Below are 24,479 nucleotides of genomic sequence, written 5' to 3'. Positions count from 1 at the left end.
GCGCCCTGAGAACGAGGGGCGAAGAAAAAGCACATCCCAACGTTTTGTTAGACCAACCGGCATCTTTAGTCATTTGAACGCCTGCCGCGTTGACTCAAGAATGATCCATAGGTGACTGCAGACCTGAAGTTCAAAGCGCCAAGCAAGTTAGTTGGCACTTATCCGTCGGCCTGCCATTTCTCCAGGCACAACTCGAATCGGTTCATTCAATTTCAATTACAAGAGATTCCATAATGAGTCAGAACACTCTCATCAACTTCAATCAGGAAAACGGGATTGCCGTCCTGACCCTGAACCGGCCAGAAAAACGCAATGCGATGAGCGACGCCATGCGCGCCGAACTGGTCCAGTTGCTGGAGAAGTTGCGTAGCGATCGCAGCGTTCGTGCGCTCATCATCACCGGCACCGGCAAGGGCTTCTGCGCCGGCGGTGATATCGCCGGCATGAAGGCACGCATGGAAGCCGATCCGGCCGTCGTTGGCTTCAACGGCTGGGAACGCCAGCAAGGCGTGCACTATGCCGCCAGCCTGCTGCTCAACCTGCCCATCCCCACCATCGCCGCCGTCAATGGCGCCGCTGCCGGCCTGGGCGCCGATCTGGCGCTGTCCTGCGACTTCGTCGTCGCCGCGCGCCCGGCCACCTTCACCTGGGCCTACATCGCCCGTGGCCTGATCCCCGATGGTGGTGGCCTGTACTTCCTGCCACGCCGAGTCGGCCTGGCGCGGGCCAAGGCACTGATCTTCAGTGGCCGCCGTGTCGCCGCCGAAGAAGCCCTGGAACTGGGTATCGCTGACCGCCTCTGCGAGGCCGACGACCTGCTGAGCAGCGCCATGGCCATGGCCGATGAGATGAGCCGCGGCTCGCGCACCGCCACCGCCCTGACCAAGTCCATCATCAACCGCAGCTACGAGATGGCCGAACACCAGGTGTTCGCCGAAGGCAGCAAGGCCCAGGGCATCTGCTACACCTCGCAGGAACACCGCGCTTCGGTGCAGGCCTTCCTCGACAACGCCAAGGAGGCCGGCAAATGAACCAGCTCGATGCCCTGCTCAACCCGAAAAGCGTTGCCGTCATCGGTGCCTCGGCGGATGCCAGCAAGACCTCGGGCCGCCCGGTTTCCTATCTGCTCAAGCACGGCTTCGCGGGCGCCATCTACCCGGTCAACCCGAAAGCCAGCGAGATCCAGGGGCTGCGCTGCTACGCCAGCATCGAAGAGCTGCCGCAGGCGCCTGACGTCGGCCTGGTGCTGCTCAGCGCCAAGCGCAGTATCGAGGCCGTGCGCTCGCTGGCCAAGCTCGGCTGCAAGGCGGCGGTGGTGCTGGCCAGTGGTTTTGCCGAATCCGGTGAAGGCGGCCTGGACCTGCAGGAGGAGCTAAAAGCCGCCGCTGGTTCGATGCGCATTCTGGGCCCCAATACCATCGGCCTGGTCAACCTGTCCGCGCGCATTCCGCTGTCTGCCAGCGGTGCCCTGGAGATCAGCGACCTGCCCACCGGCCATGTCGCCGTGGTCTCCCAGAGCGGCGGCATTCTCGGTGCCCTGCTCTCCCGTGCAGCCGGTCGAGGCATCGGCCTGTCGTCACTGATCTCCACCAGCAACGAGGTGGATCTGGAAGTCAGCGACTTCATCGACTACCTGGTGGATGACGACAACACCCAGGTCATCGCCCTCTATCTGGAAAGCGTGCGCAACCCGCAACGCTTCCGCGAAGTGGCACTGCGCGCCCGTGCGGCGGGCAAACCGCTGGTGGTGTTCAAGATCGGCCGCTCCGAAGCCGGTGCCACCGCCGCCAGCTCTCATACCGGCGCGCTGGCCGGTGAAGACCGCGTCTACGATGCCTTCTTCCGCGAGCTGGGGGTGATCCGTGCCAACACCTTCGACGAATTCCTCGACATCCCCGCCGTACTGGTCGCCGGGCGCCGCCTGGCCGGCCGCCGTGTGGCCATCCTGACCTCCACCGGCGGCGCTGGCACGCTGATCGCCGACAGCCTGGGCATGAACCATTTCGACACCCCGGCCCCGGATGCCGCTACTGCCGAAAAACTGCACGCCCTGCAGGGCGACACGCCCACCGCGCTCGACCGCAACCCGATCGACGTGACCCTGGCCGGCCTGCAACCCGACCTGCTGCGCCAGGCGATCCGCATCCTGCTGGCCAGCGACAGCTATGACGCGCTGGTGGTGATCATCGGCTCCTCCGGCCTGGCCATGCCGGACCTGGTGGTCAGCGCCATCCAGGACTGCCTGGATACCAACGACAAACCCGTGCTGGCCTACGTCAGCCCCTATGCCCCCGATACCCTCAAGCGCCTGAACAGCGCCGGCATTCCGGGCTTCAGCTCGCCGGAAAGCTGCAGCGCCGTGCTCGGCGCGCTGGATCTCATCGCCCAGCCGCTGCCCAACCTGGCAGCCGCGCCGCGCATCCAGTTGCCGGCGATGGTCGAGCAAGCCGCAGGCTCGCTCGATGAGGCCGCCGCCAAGGCGCTGTTCAGCCAGGTAGGGCTGCGCGTGCCGCAGAGCCGCGTGGTCGCCAGCCGCGAGGAGGCCGTGCAGGCCGCTCGCGAACTGGAACATCCGGTGGTGCTCAAGGTGCTGGACGCCAAGCTGCTGCACAAGAGCGATATCGGTGGAGTGGCCCTGCACCAGACGGCCGACACCATCGGCGCACGCTTCGACAAGATGGTCACGGAAGTGGCCGGCCACGTCGGCTATCGCCCGGATCGCTTCCTCGTCGAAGCCATGGTTGCTGGCGGTCACGAGCTGATTCTCGGCGCCAACCGCGACGCCCTGGGCACCACCATTCTGCTGGGTGCCGGCGGCGTCACCGCCGAGCTGTACAAGGACACCGCGCTGCGCATGCTGCCCGAACAGGGTGGCCTGACCCTGGAGCAGGCTCACTCGATGATGCAGCAACTGATCACCTGGCCATTGCTCGACGGCTATCGCGGTTCCAAGCGCCGCGATACCGAGGCACTGGCCCAGGCCATCGTCAATTTCTCCGCCCTGGTCGCCGCCTTTGGCGAGCGCCTGGTGACGTCTGAAATCAACCCGTTGTTCGTCCTGCCCGAAGGCCAGGGCGTGGTCGCGGCCGACGCCGTACTGGTGCTGCAGCAGGCCGACGAAGAAGTCAGCGGAGAACGCCGTTATGGCTGAAGCCCTGAGCAACGGCCAGGTTCACCTGGCCTACGAGGACGAGATCGCCGTGATCACCCTCGACAATCCGCCGGTCAACAGCAGCACCGATGCAGTCAGACGAGGCATTCTCCACGCGCTGGCGAGCCTGGATATGGCGCGAGCCCGTGCGGTGCTGTTGACCGGTGCCGGACGCAACCTGATGGCCGGCGCCGACCTGCGCGAGCTGGAGAACGAACCGACCGAGCCCACCCTGCCCCAGGTGACGGCGGCCCTGGAAGCCTGCCCCCTGCCGGTGATCGCGCTGATCAAGGGCCATACCCTGGGCGGTGGTCTGGAACTGGCACTGGCCTGCGATGCCCGCCTGGCCACGGCCACTGCCAACCTGGGCCTGCCGGAAGTCACGGTGGGCATCATCCCCGGTGCCGGCGGCACCCAGCGCCTACCCCGCGCAGTCGGCATGGGCACGGCGCTGGACATGATCGTCAGCGGCAAACCGATCAAGGCCGCCAAGGCCCTGGAACTGGGCCTGGCGGATCACCTGCTGAGCGCCAGCGACGAAGCCGAGCAACATGCCGAAGCCCTGGCCTTTGCCCGCCAATACCAGGGCGGCAAACGACCACTGAGCGCGCGCCCGGTGGCCGCCGAGGACAAGGCCGCCCTGCGCACGCGAGCCCAGAAGCTGATCGCCGCCGCGCGCGGTCTGCCGGCGGCAGCGGTTGCCGCCGAAGTGGTTCTGGCTGCCGATGAGATGAGCTTCGCCCAGGCCATCGGCAAAGAGCGCGCGGCCTTTCTCGCCCTGCGCGGCAGCCAGGCGGCCCAGGCCCTGCGCTACCTGTTCTTCGCCGAGCGCGCCGAGCCCTATGTCCCGGCGCAACCGACAGAAGCACGGGTGCTGGAGCGGGTCGCGGTCATCGGTGCCGGCACCATGGGCAGCGGTATCGCCCTGTGCGCACTGCAGGCCGGCTGCACGGTGGATCTGCTCGAACTCAATGCGCAAGCACTCGCAGCAGGCGTCAAGCGCATCGAAGACGAGTTGGCGCGCGATGTGGAGCGCCAACGTCTGAGCACCGACAAGCGTGATGCCATGCTGGCCCGCCTCACGGCTAGTCAGGACATCCAGGCCGTCGCCGGGGCCGACCTGGTGATCGAAGCGATCATCGAAGACATGGCGGCCAAGCAGGCGCTGTTCCAGCAACTCGCCACACAGGTGAGCCGCGATACCCTGCTGGCGACCAACACCTCCTACCTCAACATCGACGCGATCGCCGAGGGCATTCCTCACCCCGAGCGCGTACTCGGCCTGCATTTCTTCAGCCCGGCACACCGCATGGCCCTGCTGGAAGTGGTGCGCGGCCGTTCGACCGGCGAGCAAGCGCTGTGCGCGGCGCTGAAATTCGCCGAGCGCCTGAAGAAGAAAGCCATCGTCGTCGGCAACGCCTGGGGCTTCGTCGGCAACCGTCTGTACGCGGCCTATCGCCGTCAGTGCGAGTTCATGCTCGAAGAAGGCGCCAGCCCCGAGCAGATCGACGCGACTCTGGAGAAATACGGCTTCGCCATGGGCCCGTTCAAGGTGGCCGACATGTCGGGCCTGGATATCGCCTGGCGGATGCGCCAGCAGACCGCCGCCACACGGCACCTGCGTCGCTACGTCGGCATCCCGGATCTGCTCTGCGAAGCCGGTCGCCTCGGCCGCAAGACGGCCAAGGGCTACTACCGCTATGGCGAAGACAACAAGCCACAGACGGACAGCGCAGTCGCCGAGATCATCGCCGGCTATCGCCGTGAACAAGGCATCGCAGCCAAAGCCTTCAGTGATCAGGAAATCCAGCAGCGCGCCGTGCTGGCACTGATCAACGAAGCCCTGCTGCTGCTCGCGCAAGGCGTCTGCCAGCGCCCCGAGGACATCGATATCGCCCTCGTCCACGGCTACGGCTTCCCGCGCTGGCGCGGCGGGCCGGTGTTCATTGCCCGCAGCATGGGCTCGAGCGAACTGAATGCCGCCCTGGATGGTTTCGTCGAAGCCTCCGGCAAAGGCCAGGAGCGTGGCGATGCCACCCTGCTGGACGCTGGCACCCAAGCAGAGAAGGAGTGAGGAAAATGTCAGAAGCCTATATCTGCGATGCGATCCGCACACCGTTCGGTCGTTTCAATGGCGCCCTGGCATCGGTTCGCAGCGATGACCTGGCCGCCCTGCCCATCGCCGAGCTGATGGCGCGCAACCCCGGCCTGGACTGGAGCCTGATCGATGACGTGATCTACGGCTGCGCCAACCAGGCCGGCGAAGACAACCGCAACGTCGCGCGCATGGCGGCGCTGCTGGCGGGCCTGCCGATCTCGGTACCCGGTGCGACCCTCAACCGCCTGTGCGGCTCCGGCCTCGACGCGGTGGGCAGCGCCGCCCGTGCCCTGCGCTGCGGCGAGGCGCAGTTGATGATCGCCGGTGGCGTCGAAAGCATGAGCCGCTCCCCTTATGTGATGGCCAAGGCGGAGCAGGCCTTCGCCCGCGGCCAGCAACTGGAAGACACCACCATCGGCTGGCGCCTGGTCAACCCGAAGATGAAGGCGCTGTACGGCGTCGATGCCCTGACCCTGACCGCCGAGAACGTGGCCGAGGAAGAAGGCGTATCGCGTGCCGATCAGGACGCCTTTGCCCTGCGCAGCCAGCAACGCTGGCAACGCGCTCAGGAAGCGGGCTTCTTCGAGCGGGAAATCATGCCGGTGACCATCGCCCAGCCGCGCAAGCCGGAGCGCATCGTCAGCCAGGACGAGCACCCGCGCCCGGACAGCACGCTCGACGCGCTCGGCGGCCTGAAGGGTGTGGTCAAGGCCGAGGGCACGGTCACCGCCGGCAACGCCTCGGGCATCAACGATGGCGCCTGTGCGCTGCTGATGGCCAGTGGCGCAGCCGTCGACCGATACGGCCTCAAGCCACGCGCCCGGGTCGTGGCCATGGCTACTGCCGGTGTCGCCCCGCGCCTGATGGGCATGGGCCCGGTACCGGCGGTGGAAAAGGTCATGCGCCTGAGCGGCCTGAACATCGGGCAGATGGACGTGATCGAGTTCAACGAGGCCTTCGCCGCGCAGGCCATCGCCGTGTGCCGCCGCCTGGGGCTGCAGGACGACGACCCGCGGGTCAACCCCAACGGCGGCGCCATCGCCATCGGCCACCCGCTGGGCGCCTCCGGGGCGCGGCTGGTCACCACCGCGCTGAACCAGTTGGAGCGCCAGCAGGGCCGTTATGCGCTGTGCAGCATGTGCGTCGGGGTCGGCCAGGGCGTGGCCCTGATCATCGAGCGGCTCTGAAGCCGCCAGCAACGCCCCCTATCATCCGGCTGACAACGCGCTTGCAGCCGGATCCTTCAGGCCAATCCAGGGCAGGGTCATGAGTCCTTTCTTCAACGCCTCGATCAAGCCTCGCTTCAGCGAGACCGACATGCGCGGCCACATCAACAACACGGTGATTCCCATCTGGCTGGCCGACGGCCGCGCGGCGTTGTTTCGTGAAGAGCTGGGCTCCCGGGTGCCGACCATGGTGGTCAACCTCAACGTCGATTTCACTCGCGAGCTGCACTGGGGCTCCCCGGTGACGGTTCGCACGGCCGTCGAACGAATCGGCAACAGCTCCATCCGCTTCGTTCAGGAGCTGTGGCAGAACGACCAGCGCTGCGTGCAGGCCCGCACCACAGTGGTCACCCTGGATAGCGAGACGCGCAAACCGATACGCGTTCCCGAGCACGAAAGAGCCTTGCTGGCCCCGTACCAGTTGAGCGCCGAGCAATAGGCCTGCTGGCACATTCGCCAGGCGCTCGCCCTGGCTCGCTATTCGAGGGTGCGTAACGACGGAAAGTCGGCGAGCAGTTCGATCAGGGTTTCCCGCAGCCATCGGTTGGCCGAATCGTGATGGAAGCGGGTGTGCCAGTGCAGATGGATGTCGTAGCCGGTGATGTCCCAGGGCAGAGGCAGCAGGCGAACCTGGGCGATCTCGGCGAAGCGGCGCCCCACCGCCAAAGGAACGGTGGCAATCATGTCGGATTCGGCCACCAGAAACGGCACGCCCATGAAGCGCGGCAGACTGAAGCGTATGCGACGGGTGACACCACGCAGCGCCAGCTCGCGATCGAGGATGCCCATGCCACGGCCATCGGCCTGCACGGCGACATGATCGGCCGCCTGGTACTGCTCTGCACTCAAACCCTCGGCGATATGCGGATGATCCTCCCGCACGATGCAGACGAAACTGTGGCTGTACAGGGCGCGATTGCGGATCGACGAATTGAGCAGGCGCGGGAAGTAGCCGATGGCCGCATCCACGTCTCCGGCATCCAGTCCCTCCTCCAGTTGCTCGGGAGATAGCGCCAGCGTGCGAATACGCAAGCCTGGCGCACGCTCGTCGAGTACCCGCATCAACCTGGGCAAGAACACCATCTCACCGATGTCGGACATGCACAGCACCAGTTGACGCTCCGAGTGCTCGGCGACGAATCCAGAGGACGGCAGCACCTCATTGCTCACCAGCTCCAGAATGCGCTGCACCGGCTCGGCGATCTGCAAGGCCCTGGCCGTCGGCTGCATCCCCCGCGAGGTGCGCACGAACAAGGGGTCATCGAAGAGTGTGCGCAACTTGGACAGCGCAAAGCTCATGGCCGGCTGGCTGAGCCCCATCAGGTCACCGGCCTGGGTCACGCTCTGCTTGCGGCGCAGCGCATCGAAGACTTTCAGCAGGTTCAGGTCGACGTCTCTGATATCCATATTTTGGATTTCACATATAAGAGAAATTAGGTTTTCGGATTCTATGCATCCTCCTAGACTCGCCACAAGACATCCGTGACCCACGGCCTGGCTGCAAGAATAAGAACAACGGAGCACACAATGCCCAAGAAGCTGCGAAGCAATTTCCCCTATGGCTCTTACCTGTGGGCCGTACGCGCCGCACAGTGGCAAGCCTTGGGGATCGACGAAAGCGAACTGGAAAAACCAAAAATCGCCATCGTCAATTCCTCCTCCAACCTGGCCATCTGCTTCAGTCACCTGGATGGCATCGCTGCCGAGCTCAAGCAGGCAATCCGCGCTGCCGGCGCCCTGCCCTTCGAGATTCGCACCGCCGCGCCGAGCGATTTCATCACCGGCGCCGGTGCCGGCGGCGCCTACATGCTGGCGGCGCGTGACCTGATCACCAACGACATCGAGGTGGCGGTGGAAGGCGCCCAGCTCGACGGCATGATCTGTCTGGCCTCTTGCGACAAGACGGTGCCCGGTCAACTGATGGCCGCCGCCCGCCTGAACATCCCGACGCTGGTGGTGGTCTGTGGCTACCAGCCCAGTGGTGAGTACAACGGCCAGCACGTCGATATCGAGGACGTCTTCATCGGCTCCATGCATACGCTCACCGGCAAGCTGCCGGTGGAAGAACTGGTGGGCATGGCGCGCAACGCGATCAAGGGGCCAGGCGTGTGCTCGGGCATGGGCACGGCCAACTCCATGCATCTGGTCTGCGAGGCTTTGGGCATGGCCTTGCCGGGCAGCTCGCCCATCGCCGCCAACAGCCCGCAGATGTTCGATTTCGTGCGCCAGGCCGGGCAGCGCATCGTGGCCATGGTCGAAGAAGACCTCAAGCCGCGCGACATCCTCAGCCCCGGCGCCTTTGCCAATGCGGTCAGCGTCGTACTGGCCGCCGGAGGCTCGGTGAACTGCATCAAGCACATGCAGGCGGTCGCAGCCGAAGGTGGCATCGATGTCGATGTCTACGACCTGTTCCGCGAGCTGGGCAAGCGCGTGCCGGTACTGGTGGGCGTCAGGCCCGTGGGTGAGCACAGCATCGAACAGATGGAAGCAGCGGGAGGCGGCCGTGCCTTGCTCAAGAGTCTGGAACCGCTGTTGCACTGTGATGCCCTGACCGTTACCGGCAAGACCCTTGCCGACAACCTGCGCGAAGTGACCATCGCCGATGATCAGGTGATTAGGCCGCTGCAACGGCCCTTCGCCACCCAACCGGCGATCGTCATGCTGCAGGGCAACATCGCGCCCCAGGCGGGCATCGTCAAGTACGGCATCGATCCCAGCAAGATGCGTCGTTTCAGCGGGCCGGCGATCTGTTTCGAGCGCTCGGCCGATGCCCTCGCCGCCTTGCAGCAAGGGCGCATCAAACCCGGCCATGTGGTGGTGATGCGCGGCGCCGGCGTCCGTGGCGGCCCGGCCATGGGCGGCGGCGCGTCGCGCGTGGTGTTCGCCATCGACGGCGCGGGCCTCGGCGACAAGGTGGCGATGCTCACCGACGGCCACCTTTCCGGCCTGGTATGCAAGGGCCTGGTGGTGGCGGAAGTGGCGCCGGAAGCCGCCGTCGGTGGCCCGCTGGCCCTGCTGGTCGATGGCGACATCATCGACATCGACCTGGACGAGGCTCGCCTCGATGCACGTATCGCCTCCGCCGAGCTTCAGGCCCGCGCCGAGCGCTGGCAGGCGCAACCGGCGCAGTTCGGTGGCGGTTGGCTGGACATCTACCGGGGCGCGGTGAAAGGCATGGAGCATGGGGCCGTCCTGATCAAGCCGCTGGATATCAGCGACGAGCAGGAGGCTGGCCGATGAGACTGCGCGACGATGAAAAGGCCATGCTCGATGGTGCTCAAGGCCCGGCTGTGAGCAAGGCCATGGATCTGCTGGTGCGTTATGGCGAAGCCCTGGGCGCCGAATGCCTGGTGGACACCCGCAACGTCGCCGGCACCATCGGCGCCACCACGCCTTTTCTGCGCCAGTACGGCGACCGCCATGGCGGGATGGATGCGGTATTCAGCGAGTTCAACCTGGACAGTGCCGAGGTCGTGCCGATCCCCAAGGTCAAGGTGTTCAGCAGCCATCTGCAGCAAGGCATCGATCCCCGGCAGGCGGCGCGGCAGGGTGTCAGCGAGGATGTGGTGCGCATCTATGAAAAAGGCCAGGCCTACAGCAGCGGCCTGGGCGTGCAGCCGCTGAATACCTGCACGCCCTATCAGGTCGGCAACGTGCCGGTCAAAGGCGAGCATTGCGCCTGGATGGAATCCTCGGCGGTGATCTACATCAACTCGGTGCTCGGCGCGCGTACCAATGCCGAGGGCCGCGAAAGCACCGGCGCGGCCATGCTCACCGGCAAGATTCCCTACTGGGGCCTGCACATCGATGCGAATCGTCGTGGCAGCCACCTGATCCAGCTCGACATCGACCTCAGCAGCACAGCGGATTGGGGCCTGTTCGGCTACTGGGTGGGCGAGCAGGTGCAGGATCGGATCCCGGTGATCGAGGGTATCCGCAATCAGCCCAATCTGGCACGGCTCAAGCACTTCGGCGCGGCGGCCGCCTCCAGCGGCGGCGTGGAGATGTATCACCTGGTCGGTGTCACCCCGGAAGCCCGCACCCGCGAGGAGGCCTTCGGCACGCGCCGGATCGAGTCGGTGCTGCGCTTCGGTGAAGCGGAGCGGCGCTGGGCTTATGAGCAGGTCAATATCACCGCACGCAATGCGCAGGTGGACTTCGTCATGCTCGGCTGCCCGCACTACAGCCTGGAGCAGATCTGGGAAGTCTGTCAGTTGCTCGAAGGCCAACGCCTGAGTGTCAACACCGAGCTCTGGATCTTCACCGCTGCCTCGATCAAGAAGCTCGCCGATCAGGCTGGCTACACAGCCACCATCGAAGCCGCCGGCGGCCACCTGATGACCGATACCTGCTCGGCCATCGGTCGGGTGATCCCTCAAGGCACCAGGGTGGCGGCGGTGGACTCGGCCAAGCAGGCGCATTACCTGCCGGCGATCATGGGCATCGAAACCTGGTTCGGCAGCACGGCGGAGTGCGTACAGGCCGCCATCGAAGGGCGCTGGAGAGGAGTACTGCAATGACCGATTCCTTCACGCTCAAGGGCCGCAAGGTGGTCGGCGGCATCTTCGAGGGCGAGGCCCTGGTGACCCATGACCGGATTTCTGGCTGGGGTGGCATCGACCCACGCAGCGGCACGGTGATAGAGACCCGGCATGAACTCAAGGGCATCAGCTTTGCCGGTAAGGTGCTGGTGTTTCCCGGGGCCAAGGGCTCGTCGGGCTGGTCGTCGCAGTTTCATATCGCCCGCCTCGCCGGCATGGCGCCTGGCGCCATGCTGTTCAACGAGATGACCGCGAAGATGGCCCTGGGCGCGGTGGTGGTACACGCCCCTGCCCTGACCGATTTCGATGACGACCCGCTACGCCGCATCCGCACCGGCGATTGGGTCCGGGTAGACGCCGACGCCGGCACCGTCGAGGTCACGCCGCGACACCTCGCCGCCCGACGAACACCCCAGGCGCCTGAAGGCGCCAGTTCGGAGCCCTGAAGGCTCCACTTCAAACAGCCTCTCCTTCTTTTCACCTGCTTGGTGCAGGCGGTGGATTCGGCTGCTCTTTTTTCAGTGCAAGGTAGGTATTCATGACTCATATCATTCGCACGGTTCGCCGTGACCAGGCCCCGCAGGCGCAACGCCTCAAGGCCGACATCTGCATCGCCGGCGCCGGGATTTCCGGGGTTTCCGCCGCGCTCGAAGCGGCCAGCCTGGGCAAGCGCGTCGTCCTGTTCGATGCCCTGCCCATGCTCGGCGGCCAGGCTGTCGGCTCGATCATCGGCACCTTCTGCGGCCTGTTTTCCAATGGCCCGAATCGTCGGCAACTGACTCACGGCATTGCCGATGGCATCCTCCGTGACCTCGGCGCCAGTGGTGACCTGCACCACAAGGTCGGCCCGCTGACCACCGTGGTTTACTACGATGAGGTGGCGCTGGGCCGCTGGATCGGCCAACAGATTCTCGATGCCGGCATCACCGTGGTGCTGGGGGCGGTGCTGCGCGATGTGGTGCGCGAAGGCAATCGCCTGTGCCAGGTACAGCTAGCCACACGCTATGGCGATGTTCAGGTGGATGCCGACGGCTTCGTCGATGCCAGTGGCGATGCCGCCCTGACCTGGAACGCAGGGTTCGCCTGCCGCGAGCCCGACACCCCCATTTACGGCACGCAGATGTTCGTCATGGAGCACATCGACGAAACTCATCTGCCCAGCCGTGAAGCCTTCACCGAGCGGGTCAAGGCACGCGCCAGGGCCTATGGCATCGAACGCGACGATGGCCTGTTCTTCCAGTTCCCCGGGCGCGGCACGGCCGCCTTCAACATGACCCACATCGAAACGCCGCTCGACCCGGTGGCCGCCTCCCATGTGGCCATCGAGGGGCGCCGGCAGGTAGACAAGGTGATCGACTTTCTCAAGGCCGAATACCCCGAGGTTTATGGCCAGGCGCGGGTTCGCGCATACGCGCTGCCGGGCATCCGCCAGACCCGCTGGATCGTCGGCCAGCATCATCTGACCTGCGATGAGGTGCGGGCTGCCACGCGCTTCCCCGATGCGGTTGCGCTGACCTCCTGGCCCGTGGAGCTGCATGGCGATGCCAGCGGCTATCAGTGGGAGCCTTTCGGCGATGATCACGTGCATAGCGTGCCGCTGCGTAGCCTGCTGCCAGAAGGCAGTGAAAACCTGGTGGTGGCCGGGCGCTGTGTCGACGCCGATGCCGCTGCGTTGTCCAGCATACGGGTCATGGGCCCCTGCATCGCCATGGGGGCGGCTGCCGCGCATGCCCTGGATCTGGCGGGCCGCCACGGCAAGGTCAGCGATGTACCAACGGCGGCCTTGCGCGAGCGCCTCAGTTTCAACCTGCAGTAACGGCTGACGCCCGGCGGCCTGGCTGCCGGGCCTTAAAAACAACAAAATCGCAGCGCTGTGGAGAATAACAATGTCACAACCACGCACAATCGATGTCGCCGCCCTGATCGAGGGCCGCAAGCTGACGCGTTACAACTACGTGGTGATCGCCGTATCGGTACTGATCACCTTTCTGGATGGCTTCGACCTGCTGGTACTGTCGCATACCGCCTCCTACATCGCCGATGAAGTCGGTCTGGACAGGCTGCAACTCGGCGAGATCTTCTCCGTGGGCCTGTTCGGCATGATGCTCGGCGGCTTCTTCTTCGGTTATCTGGGCGACCGTATCGGGCGCCGCCCGACCATCATCTTCTCCACGTTCTCCTTCGGCGTGCTGACCCTCCTGTTCGCGCTGGCCAACAGCTACGAGTCCCTGATGGTGCTGCGCTTTTTCAATGGCTTCGCACTGGGCGCCATGCTGCCCTTGTGCTGGGCGTTGAACATCGAGTTCGTGCCCAAACGCTATCGTTCCACGGTGGTCACCATCATCATGGTCGGCTTCAGCCTTGGCAGCGCCATGGCCGGGCCGCTCACGGTCTGGCTGGTGCCCCATATCGACTGGCAGGGGGTGTTCGTCTTCGGCTGCGTCATGACCCTGCTGGCCAGCGTCCTGCTGCTGTTCACCCTGCCCGAGTCGGTGCGTTTTTTGACCATCAAGCGCCGCGACCCGGCAAAGATCGCAGGCATTCTCAAGCGTCTGGATCCAGACGTTGACGTGCGCTCTGACGATCGCTTCGTATTGCTCGACGAAGTCGACGTGGGCAGCAAGAACTTCCGCGTGAGCCAGTTGTTCCTGGGCAAGCTGAAATGGATCACGCCGATGATCTGGATCGGCTACTCGGCCAGCTCCATGGCCATGTACTTCCTCGCTTCCTGGAGCCCGCTGGTCTACACCTACGCGGGTTTCGACCGGGCGACCGCCTCCTGGGTTAGCTCCATCGCCTCGTTCACCGGCGCCCTCGCAGGCCTGGTCATGATGCGCTTCGTGGACACCCGTGGCCCCTACGCGGTGATGATCTACCCACTGCTGGCCCTGCCCTTTCTGCTGGTGCTCGGCATCACGGGCATGCAGGGCAGCGCGTTCCTGGCCCTCAGCATGGTCGGCGCGGTGTTCGTCAAAGGCAGCCATTACGGCATTCTCAGCATCGCCGGAATCTTCTACCCCAGCGCCATCCGTGCCAATGGTGCCGGCTGGGCCACCTCGATCGCCAAGATCGGTTCGATCCTCGGCCCATTGCTCGGTGCCTATGTGCTCAACAGTGGCCTGCCGGTGGTCAAGAGCTTCCTGATCCTGGCGATCTGCCCAGCCATCCTGGCCCTGTGCGCCTTCATCGTCGGACGCATCGTCGACAGGCATCCCCCTGCCCAGCCGCTCTCGGCAGCCTCGCACACCTGAATCCCACGCCGGCCTCTTCCGGCAAACCCAAGTTCGTTCTCCCATCGCGTCGCCACGGCGCGAGCGGGAGCGCTCATGCCCGTGTTTCACCCCGACAACTCCTGGAGACCAACAACAATGATCAGGAACATGATGCTCTCACCCAGCGCTCTGAGCCTTGCTACCAGCGCTCTGCTCAGCATCGCGCTGCCGGCCAACGCCGACTTCATCGAAGACAGCACGGCCAGTCTGACCACACGCAACTTCTATCTGAACCGCGACTTCCGCCAAAGCGGTGCAGCCCAAGCAAAAGCCGAAGAATGGACGCAAGGCTTCATCGCGCAATTCAACTCGGGTTACAGCGAAGGACGCATCGGTTTTGGGGTCGATGCGCTGGCCGAGCTGGGCATCAAGCTCGACTCCGGTCGTGGACGACGAGGCACCGGACTGCTGCCCTTCGGGCCGAACAGCCAGGAACCGGTGGACGATTACAGCGAACTGGGCCTGACCGGCAAGATGCGCTTCTCGGCAACCGAACTGCGCGTCGGCACCCTGATGCCGGTACTGCCATTGGCCTACTACAGCGACACCCGCCTGCTGCCCTCGACGTTCAGCGGCGCGCTGCTGACCTCCCAGGAAATCGACAAGCTGACCTTCACCGCTGGCCGCCTGACCCACGCCAACGGTCGCGATTCCTCGGGTAACGATGACATCAGCTATGCGGGCCAGAGCAGCTCACACCTGGACATGTTCGGCGGTGACTACCAACTGAAGCCGAACCTGACCCTGCGCTACCACCACGGCGAACTCGACGACATCTATCGGCAGCAGTTCGCCGGGCTCGTGCATACCCTGCCACTGAGCGACGGCATCAGTCTGAAAACCGATCTTCGCTACTTCGACAGCCGCGATATCGGCGCCGGCAAGGCAGGCAGGATCGATAACCGCAACATCAATGGCATGTTCACCCTCAGCGTCGGCTTCCACCGTTTTGCTGCCGCCTTCCAACGGCTCTCCGGTGACAGCGCATTCCCGGTCATCGATACCGGCACGCCTTACGTCGCCAATCTGGTGACCTACAACCCCTTCACCAAGATCAACGAAAAATCCTGGCAACTGCGCTACGAGTACGACTTCGTCGGCATGGGAATTCCCGGCCTGTACTTCATGACGCGCTACGTTGCCGGCAGCGACATCCATAGCGGCGCGGTTCGCAACGGCCGGGAATGGGAACGCGACACCGACATCGGCTACGTCATCCAGAGCGGCCCGCTCAAGGGGGTCAACATGCGCTGGCGCAATGTCACCTTCCGCTCCGGCAACGGCCTGACCCAGGACCTGGACGAGAACCGCCTGATCGTCGCCTACACCCTGAAATTCTGGTGATCGATGCGCCTGGCCCCGCCTGCACGGGGCCAGTTACTCAAGGAGAACAACAATGACAACTCCACGCACCATCGATGTCGCCGCCCTGATCGAGGGCCGCACACTCACGCGCTTCAATTACGGGGTGATTGCCGTCTCGATACTGATCACCTTTCTGGATGGCTTCGACCTGCTGATGCTGTCGCACACCGCGTCCTACATGGCCGATGACATCGGGCTGAGCAAGCTGCAACTGGGCAATGTGTTTTCCATTGGCCTGTTCGGCATGATGCTCGGCGGTTTCTTCTTCGGTTATCTGGGCGACCGTATCGGTCGCCGCCCCACCATCATCCTCTCGGCCTTTTCCTTCGGCTTCCTGACGCTGCTGTTCGCGCTGGCCAACAGCTATGAGGCATTGCTGGCTCTGCGCTTTTGCAATGGCTTCGCGCTCGGTGCCATGCTGCCGCTGTGCTGGGCACTGAACATCGAGTTCGTGCCCAGACGCTATCGCGCCACGGTGGTGACCATCATCATGGTCGGTTTCAGCCTGGGCGGCGCCATGGCTGGCCCGCTAAGCGTCTGGCTGGCACCGCGGTTCGGCTGGCAAAGCGTGTTCCTGCTCGGCGGTGGCGCCACCCTGGCCTCTGCCGTACTGCTTCTGTTTACCCTGCCCGAGTCAGTCCGGTTTCTGGTTAGCAAGCAGCGACAGCCGGAGAAGGTCGCGAACATCCTCAAGCGTCTCGATCCCGACCTGGAGCTGCGCGCGGATGACCGTTACACCCTTAGCGACGAAGTCGATCTCGGCCAGCGCTCCTTCCGGGTCGGCCAGTTATTCGCCGGGAAACTGAAATGGGTCACCCCGATGCTCTGGATCGGCTTCGGGGTCAGCTCCATGGCCATGTACTTTCTTGCCTCGTGGAGTCCGCTGGTCTACACCTACGCCGGTTTCGATCGTGGCACAGCCTCCTGGGTGAGTTCCTTCGCATCCTTCAGCGGAGCCATGGCCGGCCTGGTATTGATGCGCTTCGTCGACCGCAAGGGGCCCTATGCGGTGATGGTCTACCCATTGTTGTCACTGCCCTTCCTGCTGGTACTGGGGGTTGCCGGATTGCAGGGTAACGCCTTCATCGCACTCAGCCTGATCGGGGCGATCTTCGTCAAAGGCAGCCACTACGGGATCACCAGTATCGCCGGGATCTTCTACCCCAGCGCGATTCGCGCCAATGGCGCGGGTTGGGCCGCCTCGGTGGGCAAGATCGGTTCGATCCTCGGCCCCTTGCTGGGCGCCTATGTACTCAACAGCGGTCTGCCGGTGGTCAGAAGCTTCGCCATACTGGCCCTGTGCCCGGCTGTACTGGCGCTATGTGCCTTCTGCGTGGCACGCATCTACCCACAGGGCGGCAGCAGCACCGAGCCAGCCGAAAACCGCAAGAGTTCTACCTCCATCAGCACAGGGTGAAGGGAGTCCATGACCATCGCCGCGGCAAGGCCGAAACGGTCATGGGAGTACATCTGGTCGGTAGCATAGAGGCCCCGGCCCTCTGCTGCCGATCGCATGCCAGGCTTTCCTGATAGACTTGCACGCCATCGCACCTCATGCGGGTCTACGCCCTCTGCGCTCGCGCTTCCTGACCATCGCCACCTGGCCTGACGCAGGCAGGAAAAGCAAAACGGGCGCAGACTGCCTTACATCAGACGTACCAGAATGTTCCCAGAATCAGCCACCCTCCCCGTTACCACGCGCCCTGCCCTGTCCCGCCGCTTTTCCGTAGCGCCGATGATGGATTGGACAGCATTTTATTTTTTACGCTTAAAAATCAATAGCTTATATAAATAGATCTTAGCATTTAGCAAATTTTTAGCATCTCATAGCTCGCCCTCGGCGGCATTGAAATAGCTGGGCTACAGAAGACCATAGAACAAACACGTGCCACTTTTTTACCACTGACTGCACCGCTAACCTCCCTAGCCCTTCTATTGCCCGCAGCATGCTGAGGCAGCGCCTCGCTAGTGATGGGTTTCGCGCTGTACTACCCATCCACGATCGCTGTTCTGCGCACACCTGCATCTCATCACGCCCCTGGATTGCACCCGGGATACGGAAAGTCGGCGCACACAACGCGTCGTATCGATATTGAGCTCAGCGAGGAGTGTGAGTGAGCCACTCGCCTCTATGCTAGGCGATAACATGCGGATTCCACGCCATCCGGCCACCCAGTCCGCTCTCATCTGGCCAGGCATTCCAGGGCCATCTGGCCACCTGTTCCACGGCCATCCGGCCGGGCAGTCGGAGCGCAGCGACGCAGGGGTGGCATTGTTAGTCTGGGTTGGCTGGCGTCGTCAATTTCTGCGTCCGTTTGCGCATTGATTCACCCTTCAGATTGATCCGATAAGCGTTGTGCACCAGGCGGTCGAGGATGGCATCGGCCAGGGTTGGATCGCCGATCAGTTCGTGCCAGTTGTCCACGGGCATTTGGCTGGTCACGAGGGTCGAGCGCTGGCCGTAGCGGTCGTCCAGTAGCTCCAGCATGTCGCGGCGCTGTTCGGCGGTGAACGGCGCCAGGCCCCAGTCGTCGAGGATCAGCAGGTCGGTCTTGGCGTAGCTGCTCATCAGCTTGGCGAAGCGCCCGTCGCCATGGGCCAAGCCCAACTCTTCCAGTAGGCGCGGCAGACGCAGGTAGCGCACGCTGTAGCCGTCCCGGCAGGCCTGGTGGGCCAGGGCGCAGGCCAGCCAGGTTTTGCCCACGCCGGTGGGGCCGCCGATGATCAGGTTGAGGCCGTCGCGTAGCCACTGGCCGCCGCTCAGTTGCAGGATCAGCGCCTTATCCAGCCCGCGCGGGCTGCGGTAGTCGATGTCTTCGAGGCAGGCGTTGTGCTTGAGCCGGGCCTGGCGCAGGCGGCTGCTCAGGCGCTTATCGTCGCGTTCAGTCAGCTCGCGGTCGACCAGCAGGCCGAGGCGTTCCTCGAAGCTCAGGCTGTCGATGTCCGGGGTTTTCAGTTGTTCGTTCAGCGCCTTGAGCATGCCGTGCAGGCGCAGGGTTTGCAGCTTGTCCAGGGTCGGATGGGGCAGCATGGTGAGTTTCCTTGGGTTCAGTGGTAGTAGCCGGGGCCGCGCAGGTTGGCGTGGTCGTCCGGCAGCAGCGGCAGGTTGGCTTGAGCCAGCGGCAGGCTTTCCAGGCCCTGGCACAGGATCGATTCGAGGCTCTTGTAGCTGCACGCGCCGAGGCTGAGGGCGCGTCGGCAGGCCAGCTCCAAGCGCACTTCGCCATGAGTCTTGCCCAGGCGCAGGATGCCCAGGCAGGCCCGGTAGCCCTGCTGCGGATGGATGCGCCGTTCGAGGATGTGCCGGATCACGCCGGCGGTGTTCGGCCCGGTCTGCTCGGCCCAGCGGATCAGCCGCTGCGGCGTCCACTCGGCATGCTCGCGATGGCTCTTGGGCATGTGCTCGGCCTGCGTGCTGTGCCTGCCCTTGTGCATTGAGCGCAGGTGGCTGGCCACTCGCTGGTTGGCGTGGAAACACTCGACGGTGCGCGCCGTCAGGCGCACCTCCAGCTGCTTCTTCACCAGTTGATACGGCACCGAGTAGTAATGCCCATCGACCTCGACGTGGTAGTCGATGTGCACCCGCGCCTTCTTCCACTCGGCGTAGACGTAGGGTTGCACCGGCAGGGGGCGCAGCGCCGGACGATCCAGGCTGTCGAAGGCCGTCTGGCGCGAGCCCGGCAGCTTCTTGAACGGGCGTTGGTTGAGCCGCTCCAGCAACACGGAGATGGCGCTGTTGAGTTCGTCCAAGGAGAAGAACTGACGGTTGCGCAGGGCCGCGAGGATCCAACGCTCGACCACCTGCACGCCGACTTCGGCCTTGGCCTTGTCGCGCGGTTTGCGTGCCCGCGCCGGCACCACCGCCACTCCGTAGTGCTCGGCCAGGTCGCGGTAGCTGGGGTTGATGTCCGGCTCGTAACGATGGGCCTTGCTTACCGCGCTGCGCAGGTTGTCCGGCACCACGATCTCCGGCACGCCGCCGAGGAAGGCAAAGCAGCGGGCATGGGAGCCTAGCCAGTCCGGCAGCTGCTGCGACCAGGTGGCTTCGGCGAAGGTGTAGCTGGACGCGCCGAGCACTGCGATGAACACCTGCGCCTGGCGGATCTCGCCGCTGTGGCGATCGATAACCGGCACCGTCTGGCCGGCATAGTCGACGAACAGCTTCTCGCCGACGCGGTGCTCCTGACGCATCACCACGTCCAACTTGCCCTGCCAGGCTCGGTAATGCTCACAGAACCAGCTGTACTGAAAGCCCTGCGGCTGGCTCAGGCGGTACTCCTGCCAGAGCAGCGCCAGGGTCACCCCGGGGCGGCGCAGTTCGGCATGCACCCATGCCCAATCGGGTAAAGGCCGCTTCTCGCTGGCAACCGCCGGGGCCGGCGGGAACAGTTGCTGCTCCAACTCGGCATCGGACAACGAACAGGGCCAACTGAGACCACTGGCGGCAAAACGATTGAGGTAGTCGCCGACGGTGACACGACCGACCTGCACGCTGACCGCAATCTGGCGAGCTGATAGTCCGACCTCGAACTTGAGACGTAGTACTTCGCGAATCTTACGCATGGATAAACGCTCCACGACGACCTCTCTGCTTCGAAAAAGAGGTCGATGGTAGTGAAGAAATCCTGCGTAGCTGCCTGCCCGGTTGAGTGGCCGGATGGCCGTGGAATCAGTGGCCGGATGCGCGTGGAATGGGTGGCCGGATCAGCGTGGAATCGGTGGTCAGATGTTCATGGAATGGGTGGCCAGATGACCGTGGAATCCGCATCATCACGCCAGGCCACAGTGTTTCTGCCGCCATGACGTCATCAGCACTCACTTCTTTCTTGAACAAAGCCAGAGGGTTTTGCGCAGCATGCCGACTGGCCTTGGCCCGAATTTTGGCGAAGGTTTCGAGCTTGGTGCCAAACCGCTTCATATGCTCGTAACCGGCGCCACCAAAGCAGCGCAGCGCAAAAGGTAGCTTGCTGCTGCCCAACAGTTCATCGGTAAGCTGTTCAAAGCGAGAGAGCGACCGGGGACGGTCATTGAACATGTAGTCCAGCGCACCAGGTGTCATTTGCTCGAAGCCCAAAGCGAGTACGCAATCTGCGGCCCCACTCTCAATGGCTTGGCGAGCAAGGAACAATGCAGTAGCCCCAGTCGCGCAATTGTTATTGACGTTGAAAATGGGGATGCCGGTCATGCCGATGGGATACAGCGATTTCTGCCCATAGGCTGAATCACCGTAGACATAGCCCACATAAGCTTGCTCGATACGCGCGTAGTCGATACCTGCATCATGCAGCGCAGCACGAACAGCCGCACCCGCCATGACATCATAGGTCTCACTGGCGCCAGGTTTGCTGAAGGGGATCATGCCAACCCCGGATACACAGACACGCACGCTCATTGCGGCTCTCACAGTTGGATTGAGGTGTCTGCGATGCTATGAATCAGCATGGCTGACAGCGATAGCAACTCACTTCAACCCAATGTCAGAAGACCTCAATCTGGATATGTCGACGACACTCCCACCGCACACGACCATCTCGGTCGCATTCGTTCAGGGCCTACTCGCAGGGCTTAAGCGGATGGAGCGATCCTCGGCTCCGTTTCTGATAAGGGCAGGCATGTCAGCCGACTCGCTGGAACAACCTGATGCCCGAGTGACCATCGCTCAGTACATGAGCTTGTTCAGAAGCATCATGGAAGCGCTGGATGATGAAGGCGTCGGGTTGTTCTCCAGAAGGCTGAGGCGAGGTTCGCTCGCGTTGATGGTGCAATCAGTCGTAGGTAGCAGCACCTTCGAGGGCTCTATTCGCCAGGCCTGTAAGGCGATGAACCTGCTTCACGATGACGTGACCGTGCTGCTAATACGTGATGGGGCGATGGCTGGGCTGCGCATCGACATTCCACCGAGCTATCTACCGGAGAGAGCATTTGCTCATGAGATTCTGGTGATCGTGCTGCTACGACTCATGAACTGGCTTTATGGGCAGCCACTTCCGAATCCAGCATTTGACCTGGCAACGCCTCAGCCCAAGCATGTGGCCGAGTGTGAACAACTGCTACCGGGAAAAATTCGCTTTGACCGTCCCAGCACGATCATCTGGTTCGGTGCCGAAGCCCTGTCGCAACGCTGGCAGATGAGCTTGAGCGAGATAAAAAGCTTCATCGCGAGAACGCCAGATATCCTGGTTGCACCACAGCGCCTCGATCAGCCAACCTCGGCCAAAGTGCGCGCCTTCCTTCTGCAGAACAGGCTGGACTGGCCCGAGCTAGGCTTCATTGCCAAGGCGCTCCACGTTTCAACCAGCACCTTGCAGCGCGACCTGAATAACGAAGGTATTTCCTTCCGCATGATCAAAAATCAGCTTCGACGCGACATTGCGATCGAGCGCCTGACCTGCTCGGACGTGCCACTTAGCAAGCTCGCCGAAGAGCTCGGCTTCTCGGATAGCGCGGCCTTCCAGCGTGCCTTCAAAGCCTGGACAGGCGAAGCACCTGGTTCTTACAGGAAAGCCTGAAGTCGACATACGTCCTGGCCTGGCCAGTTCAAGCCACGTCACACTGGAATGGCTGGACAAGCAGCTAGGCTACCGACACGACCATGACTAAGAGCGCATGGGCCGGCATATGTCTGAGCAGAGCGGTGTGGTACTGGATTTCGCCCCCCAAACGACTCTGCATTTTTTACACGAAAAAACCCTTAACCCATTGAATTACGAGGTCTTGCATGACGGGAAGATAGGGATTTGAGCCAGCCCTTACAAATGCCCGTTGCTGCTCTTCCCTGCCCAACGCTAGCAAAATCAAGGCTTTCGTCTCATCTCTTCTGCCCATTGCGGCACTCTATCGCCCGTTGATTTCGACACGCACCCTCGCTGTCCTTGCACCGTCGCAGTGCTTTTGTGTATATCTGTCCAGTAGTAATGAAAGCGCAAAATGTGGAAGTCAAGCGAATACGCTTTGATTTGTGCTGCGCCTTCTAAGCCTTTGAAAGAAAGCTCTTTTTTCTGATTTTGGCGCTGCCTTTTCCGGAGTTATACCGCCTTCCTAGCTAATGCATTAGTAAGGAAGGCTATCTAATCACTGTTAGGAACTTTTCATGGCATCGTTTCCGCAAATCCTCTTAAATCGGCTCTGGCACTCTACAACGCCCGCACACTATGAGCTGATTCTTGAAACTGGTGCCATTCTTCCTGAGCCAAGCATTCCGGATGTTTCCAGATATTGCGCCGCGCAGGGGCCAAAACACTATCCGTATGTACGCACCTTAGGAGGAGTTAGTCTCTTTGATTTCACCGATTTCAACCCGGACTCCTACAGCGAGAAATATGTAGCCAGCTGGTTTACCTTTGTGCCTCTCAACAATAGCGGCGGCAGAAAGATTTGGATCGAAGCCAATCGAGATTTAGTTGAAGACTCATTAATTGAAGGCATTGATCTAATAGATCAATGGAAACAAAATAATGCATATGGACATAATGTGATGCCAATAATAGAGGTCGCACACATTGGGCCAATTGATATCTCAAAATTTACTCAAGTACTCCAGCACGTTGATGGTTCGTGGCAAAAAATCAGGTAGCGGTACGAATAGAGGCCCAATGCCTAACAAGTGGCTCAAATCGCCCGCTACGCTCACTGGGGCGGTCTAATGCCCGCCCCTTAACCAAACTTTAGCACTACAGCCAAAGGGAAAGAAAATGGACACTTTTAAAGCATCAGTACAATACAACGACATGAAAGGTAGCGCAGCTGCCGACCGCGCGGATAAAGAGAATGCAGCTAAGTGGCTCAAAGACAATGAATTGATCAACGACGAAGAATTCGTTTTAGGCGTCAAAATGTGGGCTGGAGAAAATCATGGGATCCATAGTGATCCAGTTTACGTTACGTTCTTTGTGACCGACCTGAAGGGGCACCGTGACCTTCCTTCTTTGCTTGCTGCTAGCGGTGATGTAATAGAAGCAAGGCGCGTACGCGTAAATATGAATCTCGTTGACTTCTTCGGCCTGTTCAAACGACTGGAAATTACCCTATCAAATGGCGGCATGCTAGAAGGGAAGTCCTACCCTTATGAATAATCAGTATGCTAACAAACAGCATTTAAGTTCGTTCCCCGCCTAGCAGCCGTCCACCGGACACCCTAGCCGAGTGCCCCATTAACTCTGTTTTTAGAAAGGTATACGTAGCATGGATGAGCATGATCGCAGAAACAGGCGCGCTGAATCCTTTCAAAAATTCATCAACTCACTTAAAGAAGAAAGTGATAGAGGGTGCGTTATTGTATCCGCAGCTATTCTAGATGATATTTTGTCACAGCTATTAAAGCGAAGACTAGCTCCGTCATTAGAGAAAAAGGATGAGCTCTTAGACGACGGCAGTGCTGCATTCTCAACTTTTTCTGCACGTATTAATTTAGCTTACCGAGTAGGACTAGTACGATCCAACGTCAGAGCAACCCTTCACCTATTAAGAAAAATTAGGAATGATTTTGCACACATTTCTGACCCGAAAACTTTTGATAGCCACAGTGTAAAAAGTAGAGTCCATGAAATATTCACATTGAATAAAGAAATAATGGATTCATTCTCAGAATCCATGATAGATCACGGCCTTTCAAAATCTGGAAACAGTAACCTTATAGAAGTGTTCGGCACTAGAAGCGCTTATGAGTTTTTGATTGCATCTGCAGCAGCATTTCTGTTGGATGCCGTCAACGATGTAGAGCACATTGAGCCGCTTGAGTAAAAATCGCTAACAGTTGTTCAAATCATTCGCTTCGCTCATTGGGACGGGCTAAAGCCCGCCCCTTAACCAAACGTCAATCTCTATAAT

20 protein-coding genes and 1 pseudogene are annotated in these 24,479 nt (G+C 62.0%); 17 read left to right on the top strand and 4 right to left on the bottom strand.

The annotated features are described in order from the left end of the window. Window positions 1-233: 233 nt before the first annotated feature. From PVE35_RS08280 to PVE35_RS08260, 5 genes are all read left to right on the top strand, one after another. Window positions 234-1,031 carry an enoyl-CoA hydratase/isomerase family protein gene (locus PVE35_RS08280; protein WP_277374342.1) on the top strand — a complete coding sequence of 266 codons (798 nt, stop codon included), beginning with the start codon at window positions 234-236 and terminating at the stop codon, window positions 1,029-1,031. Next, on the top strand, window positions 1,028-3,151 hold the full coding sequence (locus tag PVE35_RS08275) for an acetate--CoA ligase family protein (RefSeq protein WP_277374341.1): 2,124 nt from the start codon (window positions 1,028-1,030) through the stop codon (window positions 3,149-3,151). The genes PVE35_RS08280 and PVE35_RS08275 overlap by 4 nt, the downstream gene beginning before the upstream one ends. Beyond that, entirely contained in the window at window positions 3,144-5,225 is a 2,082-nt protein-coding gene (locus tag PVE35_RS08270) for a 3-hydroxyacyl-CoA dehydrogenase NAD-binding domain-containing protein (protein WP_277374340.1), read from the top strand. Before PVE35_RS08275 ends, PVE35_RS08270 begins: the two co-directional genes overlap by 8 nt. 5 nt (window positions 5,226-5,230) lie before the next feature. Next, window positions 5,231-6,436, top strand: a complete 1,206-nt coding sequence (gene pcaF, locus PVE35_RS08265; protein ID WP_277374339.1) for a 3-oxoadipyl-CoA thiolase — start codon at window positions 5,231-5,233, stop codon at window positions 6,434-6,436. A gap of 79 nt (window positions 6,437-6,515) precedes the next feature. Then, window positions 6,516-6,914 (top strand): thioesterase family protein, encoded by a 399-nt coding sequence (locus tag PVE35_RS08260; protein ID WP_277374338.1) that lies wholly within the window; start codon window positions 6,516-6,518, stop codon window positions 6,912-6,914. A gap of 38 nt (window positions 6,915-6,952) precedes the next feature. Here PVE35_RS08260 and PVE35_RS08255 read toward each other — a convergent pair whose 3' ends face one another. Continuing rightward, entirely contained in the window at window positions 6,953-7,882 is a 930-nt protein-coding gene (locus PVE35_RS08255; RefSeq protein WP_277374337.1) for a LysR family transcriptional regulator, read from the bottom strand. Between the two features lie 120 nt (window positions 7,883-8,002). On the opposite strand from PVE35_RS08255, the gene ilvD reads away from it, so the two are divergent. The 8 genes and pseudogenes from ilvD to PVE35_RS08215 form a co-directional block, all read left to right on the top strand. Then, window positions 8,003-9,715 carry a dihydroxy-acid dehydratase gene (gene ilvD / locus PVE35_RS08250; protein WP_277374336.1) on the top strand — a complete coding sequence of 571 codons (1,713 nt, stop codon included), beginning with the start codon at window positions 8,003-8,005 and terminating at the stop codon, window positions 9,713-9,715. After that, the gene (locus PVE35_RS08245; protein WP_277374335.1) at window positions 9,712-10,995 is read left to right on the top strand and encodes an aconitase X catalytic domain-containing protein; all 1,284 of its coding nucleotides are present in this window, start codon (window positions 9,712-9,714) and stop codon (window positions 10,993-10,995) included. The genes ilvD and PVE35_RS08245 overlap by 4 nt, the downstream gene beginning before the upstream one ends. Then, window positions 10,992-11,462 (top strand): DUF126 domain-containing protein, encoded by a 471-nt coding sequence (locus PVE35_RS08240; RefSeq protein ID WP_277374334.1) that lies wholly within the window; start codon window positions 10,992-10,994, stop codon window positions 11,460-11,462. The genes PVE35_RS08245 and PVE35_RS08240 overlap by 4 nt, the downstream gene beginning before the upstream one ends. Before the next feature lie 92 nt (window positions 11,463-11,554). Continuing rightward, a complete protein-coding gene (locus PVE35_RS08235) occupies window positions 11,555-12,832 on the top strand; it encodes an FAD-dependent oxidoreductase (RefSeq protein ID WP_268178140.1) in 1,278 nt (425 codons plus the stop codon). 70 nt (window positions 12,833-12,902) lie between these two features. Beyond that, entirely contained in the window at window positions 12,903-14,267 is a 1,365-nt protein-coding gene (locus tag PVE35_RS08230; protein ID WP_277374333.1) for an MFS transporter, read from the top strand. A 132-nt stretch (window positions 14,268-14,399) separates the two neighbouring features. Further along, window positions 14,400-15,632 carry an OprD family porin gene (locus PVE35_RS08225; protein ID WP_277374866.1) on the top strand — a complete coding sequence of 411 codons (1,233 nt, stop codon included), beginning with the start codon at window positions 14,400-14,402 and terminating at the stop codon, window positions 15,630-15,632. A gap of 52 nt (window positions 15,633-15,684) precedes the next feature. Next, window positions 15,685-17,070 (top strand): MFS transporter, encoded by a 1,386-nt coding sequence (locus tag PVE35_RS08220; protein WP_277374332.1) that lies wholly within the window; start codon window positions 15,685-15,687, stop codon window positions 17,068-17,070. Window positions 17,071-17,316: 246 nt separating this feature from the next. After that, a pseudogene (locus PVE35_RS08215) lies at window positions 17,317-17,424 on the top strand (tRNA dihydrouridine(20/20a) synthase DusA); the annotation flags it as partial. Between the two features lie 504 nt (window positions 17,425-17,928). On the opposite strand, the gene istB reads toward PVE35_RS08215, so the two are convergent. From istB to PVE35_RS08200, 3 genes are all read right to left on the bottom strand, one after another. After that, on the bottom strand, window positions 17,929-18,684 hold the full coding sequence (gene istB / locus PVE35_RS08210) for an IS21-like element ISPpu7 family helper ATPase IstB (RefSeq protein ID WP_230927319.1): 756 nt from the start codon (window positions 18,682-18,684) through the stop codon (window positions 17,929-17,931). Window positions 18,685-18,701: 17 nt separating this feature from the next. Further along, entirely contained in the window at window positions 18,702-20,216 is a 1,515-nt protein-coding gene (gene istA / locus PVE35_RS08205; RefSeq protein ID WP_128651466.1) for an IS21-like element IS1491 family transposase, read from the bottom strand. A 106-nt stretch (window positions 20,217-20,322) separates the two neighbouring features. Further along, entirely contained in the window at window positions 20,323-21,045 is a 723-nt protein-coding gene (locus tag PVE35_RS08200; RefSeq protein WP_346772062.1) for a hypothetical protein, read from the bottom strand. A gap of 220 nt (window positions 21,046-21,265) precedes the next feature. Here PVE35_RS08200 and PVE35_RS08195 point away from each other — a divergent pair, with 220 nt between their 5' ends. The 4 genes from PVE35_RS08195 to PVE35_RS08180 all read left to right on the top strand — a co-directional run bounded on the left by PVE35_RS08195 (window position 21,266) and on the right by PVE35_RS08180 (window position 24,392). Next, window positions 21,266-22,162 carry an AraC family transcriptional regulator gene (locus PVE35_RS08195; protein WP_277374331.1) on the top strand — a complete coding sequence of 299 codons (897 nt, stop codon included), beginning with the start codon at window positions 21,266-21,268 and terminating at the stop codon, window positions 22,160-22,162. Window positions 22,163-22,743: 581 nt separating this feature from the next. Then, window positions 22,744-23,226: a hypothetical protein gene (locus PVE35_RS08190; protein ID WP_277374330.1), complete on the top strand. Its 483-nt coding sequence runs from the start codon at window positions 22,744-22,746 to the stop codon at window positions 23,224-23,226. 118 nt (window positions 23,227-23,344) lie between these two features. Continuing rightward, window positions 23,345-23,725, top strand: a complete 381-nt coding sequence (locus PVE35_RS08185) for a hypothetical protein (RefSeq protein ID WP_277374329.1) — start codon at window positions 23,345-23,347, stop codon at window positions 23,723-23,725. 109 nt (window positions 23,726-23,834) lie between these two features. Next, on the top strand, window positions 23,835-24,392 hold the full coding sequence (locus PVE35_RS08180; RefSeq protein WP_277374328.1) for a hypothetical protein: 558 nt from the start codon (window positions 23,835-23,837) through the stop codon (window positions 24,390-24,392). The last annotated feature ends 87 nt before the right edge of the window (window positions 24,393-24,479 follow it).

The sequence above is a fragment of the Pseudomonas sp. AA-38 genome (assembly GCF_029457475.1).
Lineage (GTDB): Bacteria > Pseudomonadota > Gammaproteobacteria > Pseudomonadales > Pseudomonadaceae > Aquipseudomonas.
Note: the sequence above shows the minus strand (reverse complement) of the source record. Positions and strands in the feature narration are given on the sequence as shown.

What these genes read in the sequence shown, in the direction of transcription:
- PVE35_RS08225 (WP_277374866.1), top strand. Translation starts at nt 14,400, where the DNA reads ATGCTCTCACCCAGCGCTCTGAGCCTTGCTACCAGCGCTCTGCTCAGC.
- PVE35_RS08275 (WP_277374341.1), top strand. Translation starts at nt 1,028, where the DNA reads ATGAACCAGCTCGATGCCCTGCTCAACCCGAAAAGCGTTGCCGTCATC.
- PVE35_RS08270 (WP_277374340.1), top strand. Translation starts at nt 3,144, where the DNA reads ATGGCTGAAGCCCTGAGCAACGGCCAGGTTCACCTGGCCTACGAGGAC.
- PVE35_RS08255 (WP_277374337.1), bottom strand. Translation starts at nt 7,882, where the DNA reads ATGGATATCAGAGACGTCGACCTGAACCTGCTGAAAGTCTTCGATGCG.
- PVE35_RS08190 (WP_277374330.1), top strand. Translation starts at nt 22,744, where the DNA reads ATGGCATCGTTTCCGCAAATCCTCTTAAATCGGCTCTGGCACTCTACA.
- PVE35_RS08245 (WP_277374335.1), top strand. Translation starts at nt 9,712, where the DNA reads ATGAGACTGCGCGACGATGAAAAGGCCATGCTCGATGGTGCTCAAGGC.
- PVE35_RS08220 (WP_277374332.1), top strand. Translation starts at nt 15,685, where the DNA reads ATGACAACTCCACGCACCATCGATGTCGCCGCCCTGATCGAGGGCCGC.
- PVE35_RS08185 (WP_277374329.1), top strand. Translation starts at nt 23,345, where the DNA reads ATGGACACTTTTAAAGCATCAGTACAATACAACGACATGAAAGGTAGC.
- ilvD (WP_277374336.1), top strand. Translation starts at nt 8,003, where the DNA reads ATGCCCAAGAAGCTGCGAAGCAATTTCCCCTATGGCTCTTACCTGTGG.
- istB (WP_230927319.1), bottom strand. Translation starts at nt 18,684, where the DNA reads ATGCTGCCCCATCCGACCCTGGACAAGCTGCAAACCCTGCGCCTGCAC.
- PVE35_RS08200 (WP_346772062.1), bottom strand. Translation starts at nt 21,045, where the DNA reads ATGAGCGTGCGTGTCTGTGTATCCGGGGTTGGCATGATCCCCTTCAGC.
- PVE35_RS08230 (WP_277374333.1), top strand. Translation starts at nt 12,903, where the DNA reads ATGTCACAACCACGCACAATCGATGTCGCCGCCCTGATCGAGGGCCGC.
- PVE35_RS08280 (WP_277374342.1), top strand. Translation starts at nt 234, where the DNA reads ATGAGTCAGAACACTCTCATCAACTTCAATCAGGAAAACGGGATTGCC.
- PVE35_RS08260 (WP_277374338.1), top strand. Translation starts at nt 6,516, where the DNA reads ATGAGTCCTTTCTTCAACGCCTCGATCAAGCCTCGCTTCAGCGAGACC.
- PVE35_RS08240 (WP_277374334.1), top strand. Translation starts at nt 10,992, where the DNA reads ATGACCGATTCCTTCACGCTCAAGGGCCGCAAGGTGGTCGGCGGCATC.
- PVE35_RS08235 (WP_268178140.1), top strand. Translation starts at nt 11,555, where the DNA reads ATGACTCATATCATTCGCACGGTTCGCCGTGACCAGGCCCCGCAGGCG.
- PVE35_RS08180 (WP_277374328.1), top strand. Translation starts at nt 23,835, where the DNA reads ATGGATGAGCATGATCGCAGAAACAGGCGCGCTGAATCCTTTCAAAAA.
- istA (WP_128651466.1), bottom strand. Translation starts at nt 20,216, where the DNA reads ATGCGTAAGATTCGCGAAGTACTACGTCTCAAGTTCGAGGTCGGACTA.
- pcaF (WP_277374339.1), top strand. Translation starts at nt 5,231, where the DNA reads ATGTCAGAAGCCTATATCTGCGATGCGATCCGCACACCGTTCGGTCGT.
- PVE35_RS08195 (WP_277374331.1), top strand. Translation starts at nt 21,266, where the DNA reads ATGTCAGCCGACTCGCTGGAACAACCTGATGCCCGAGTGACCATCGCT.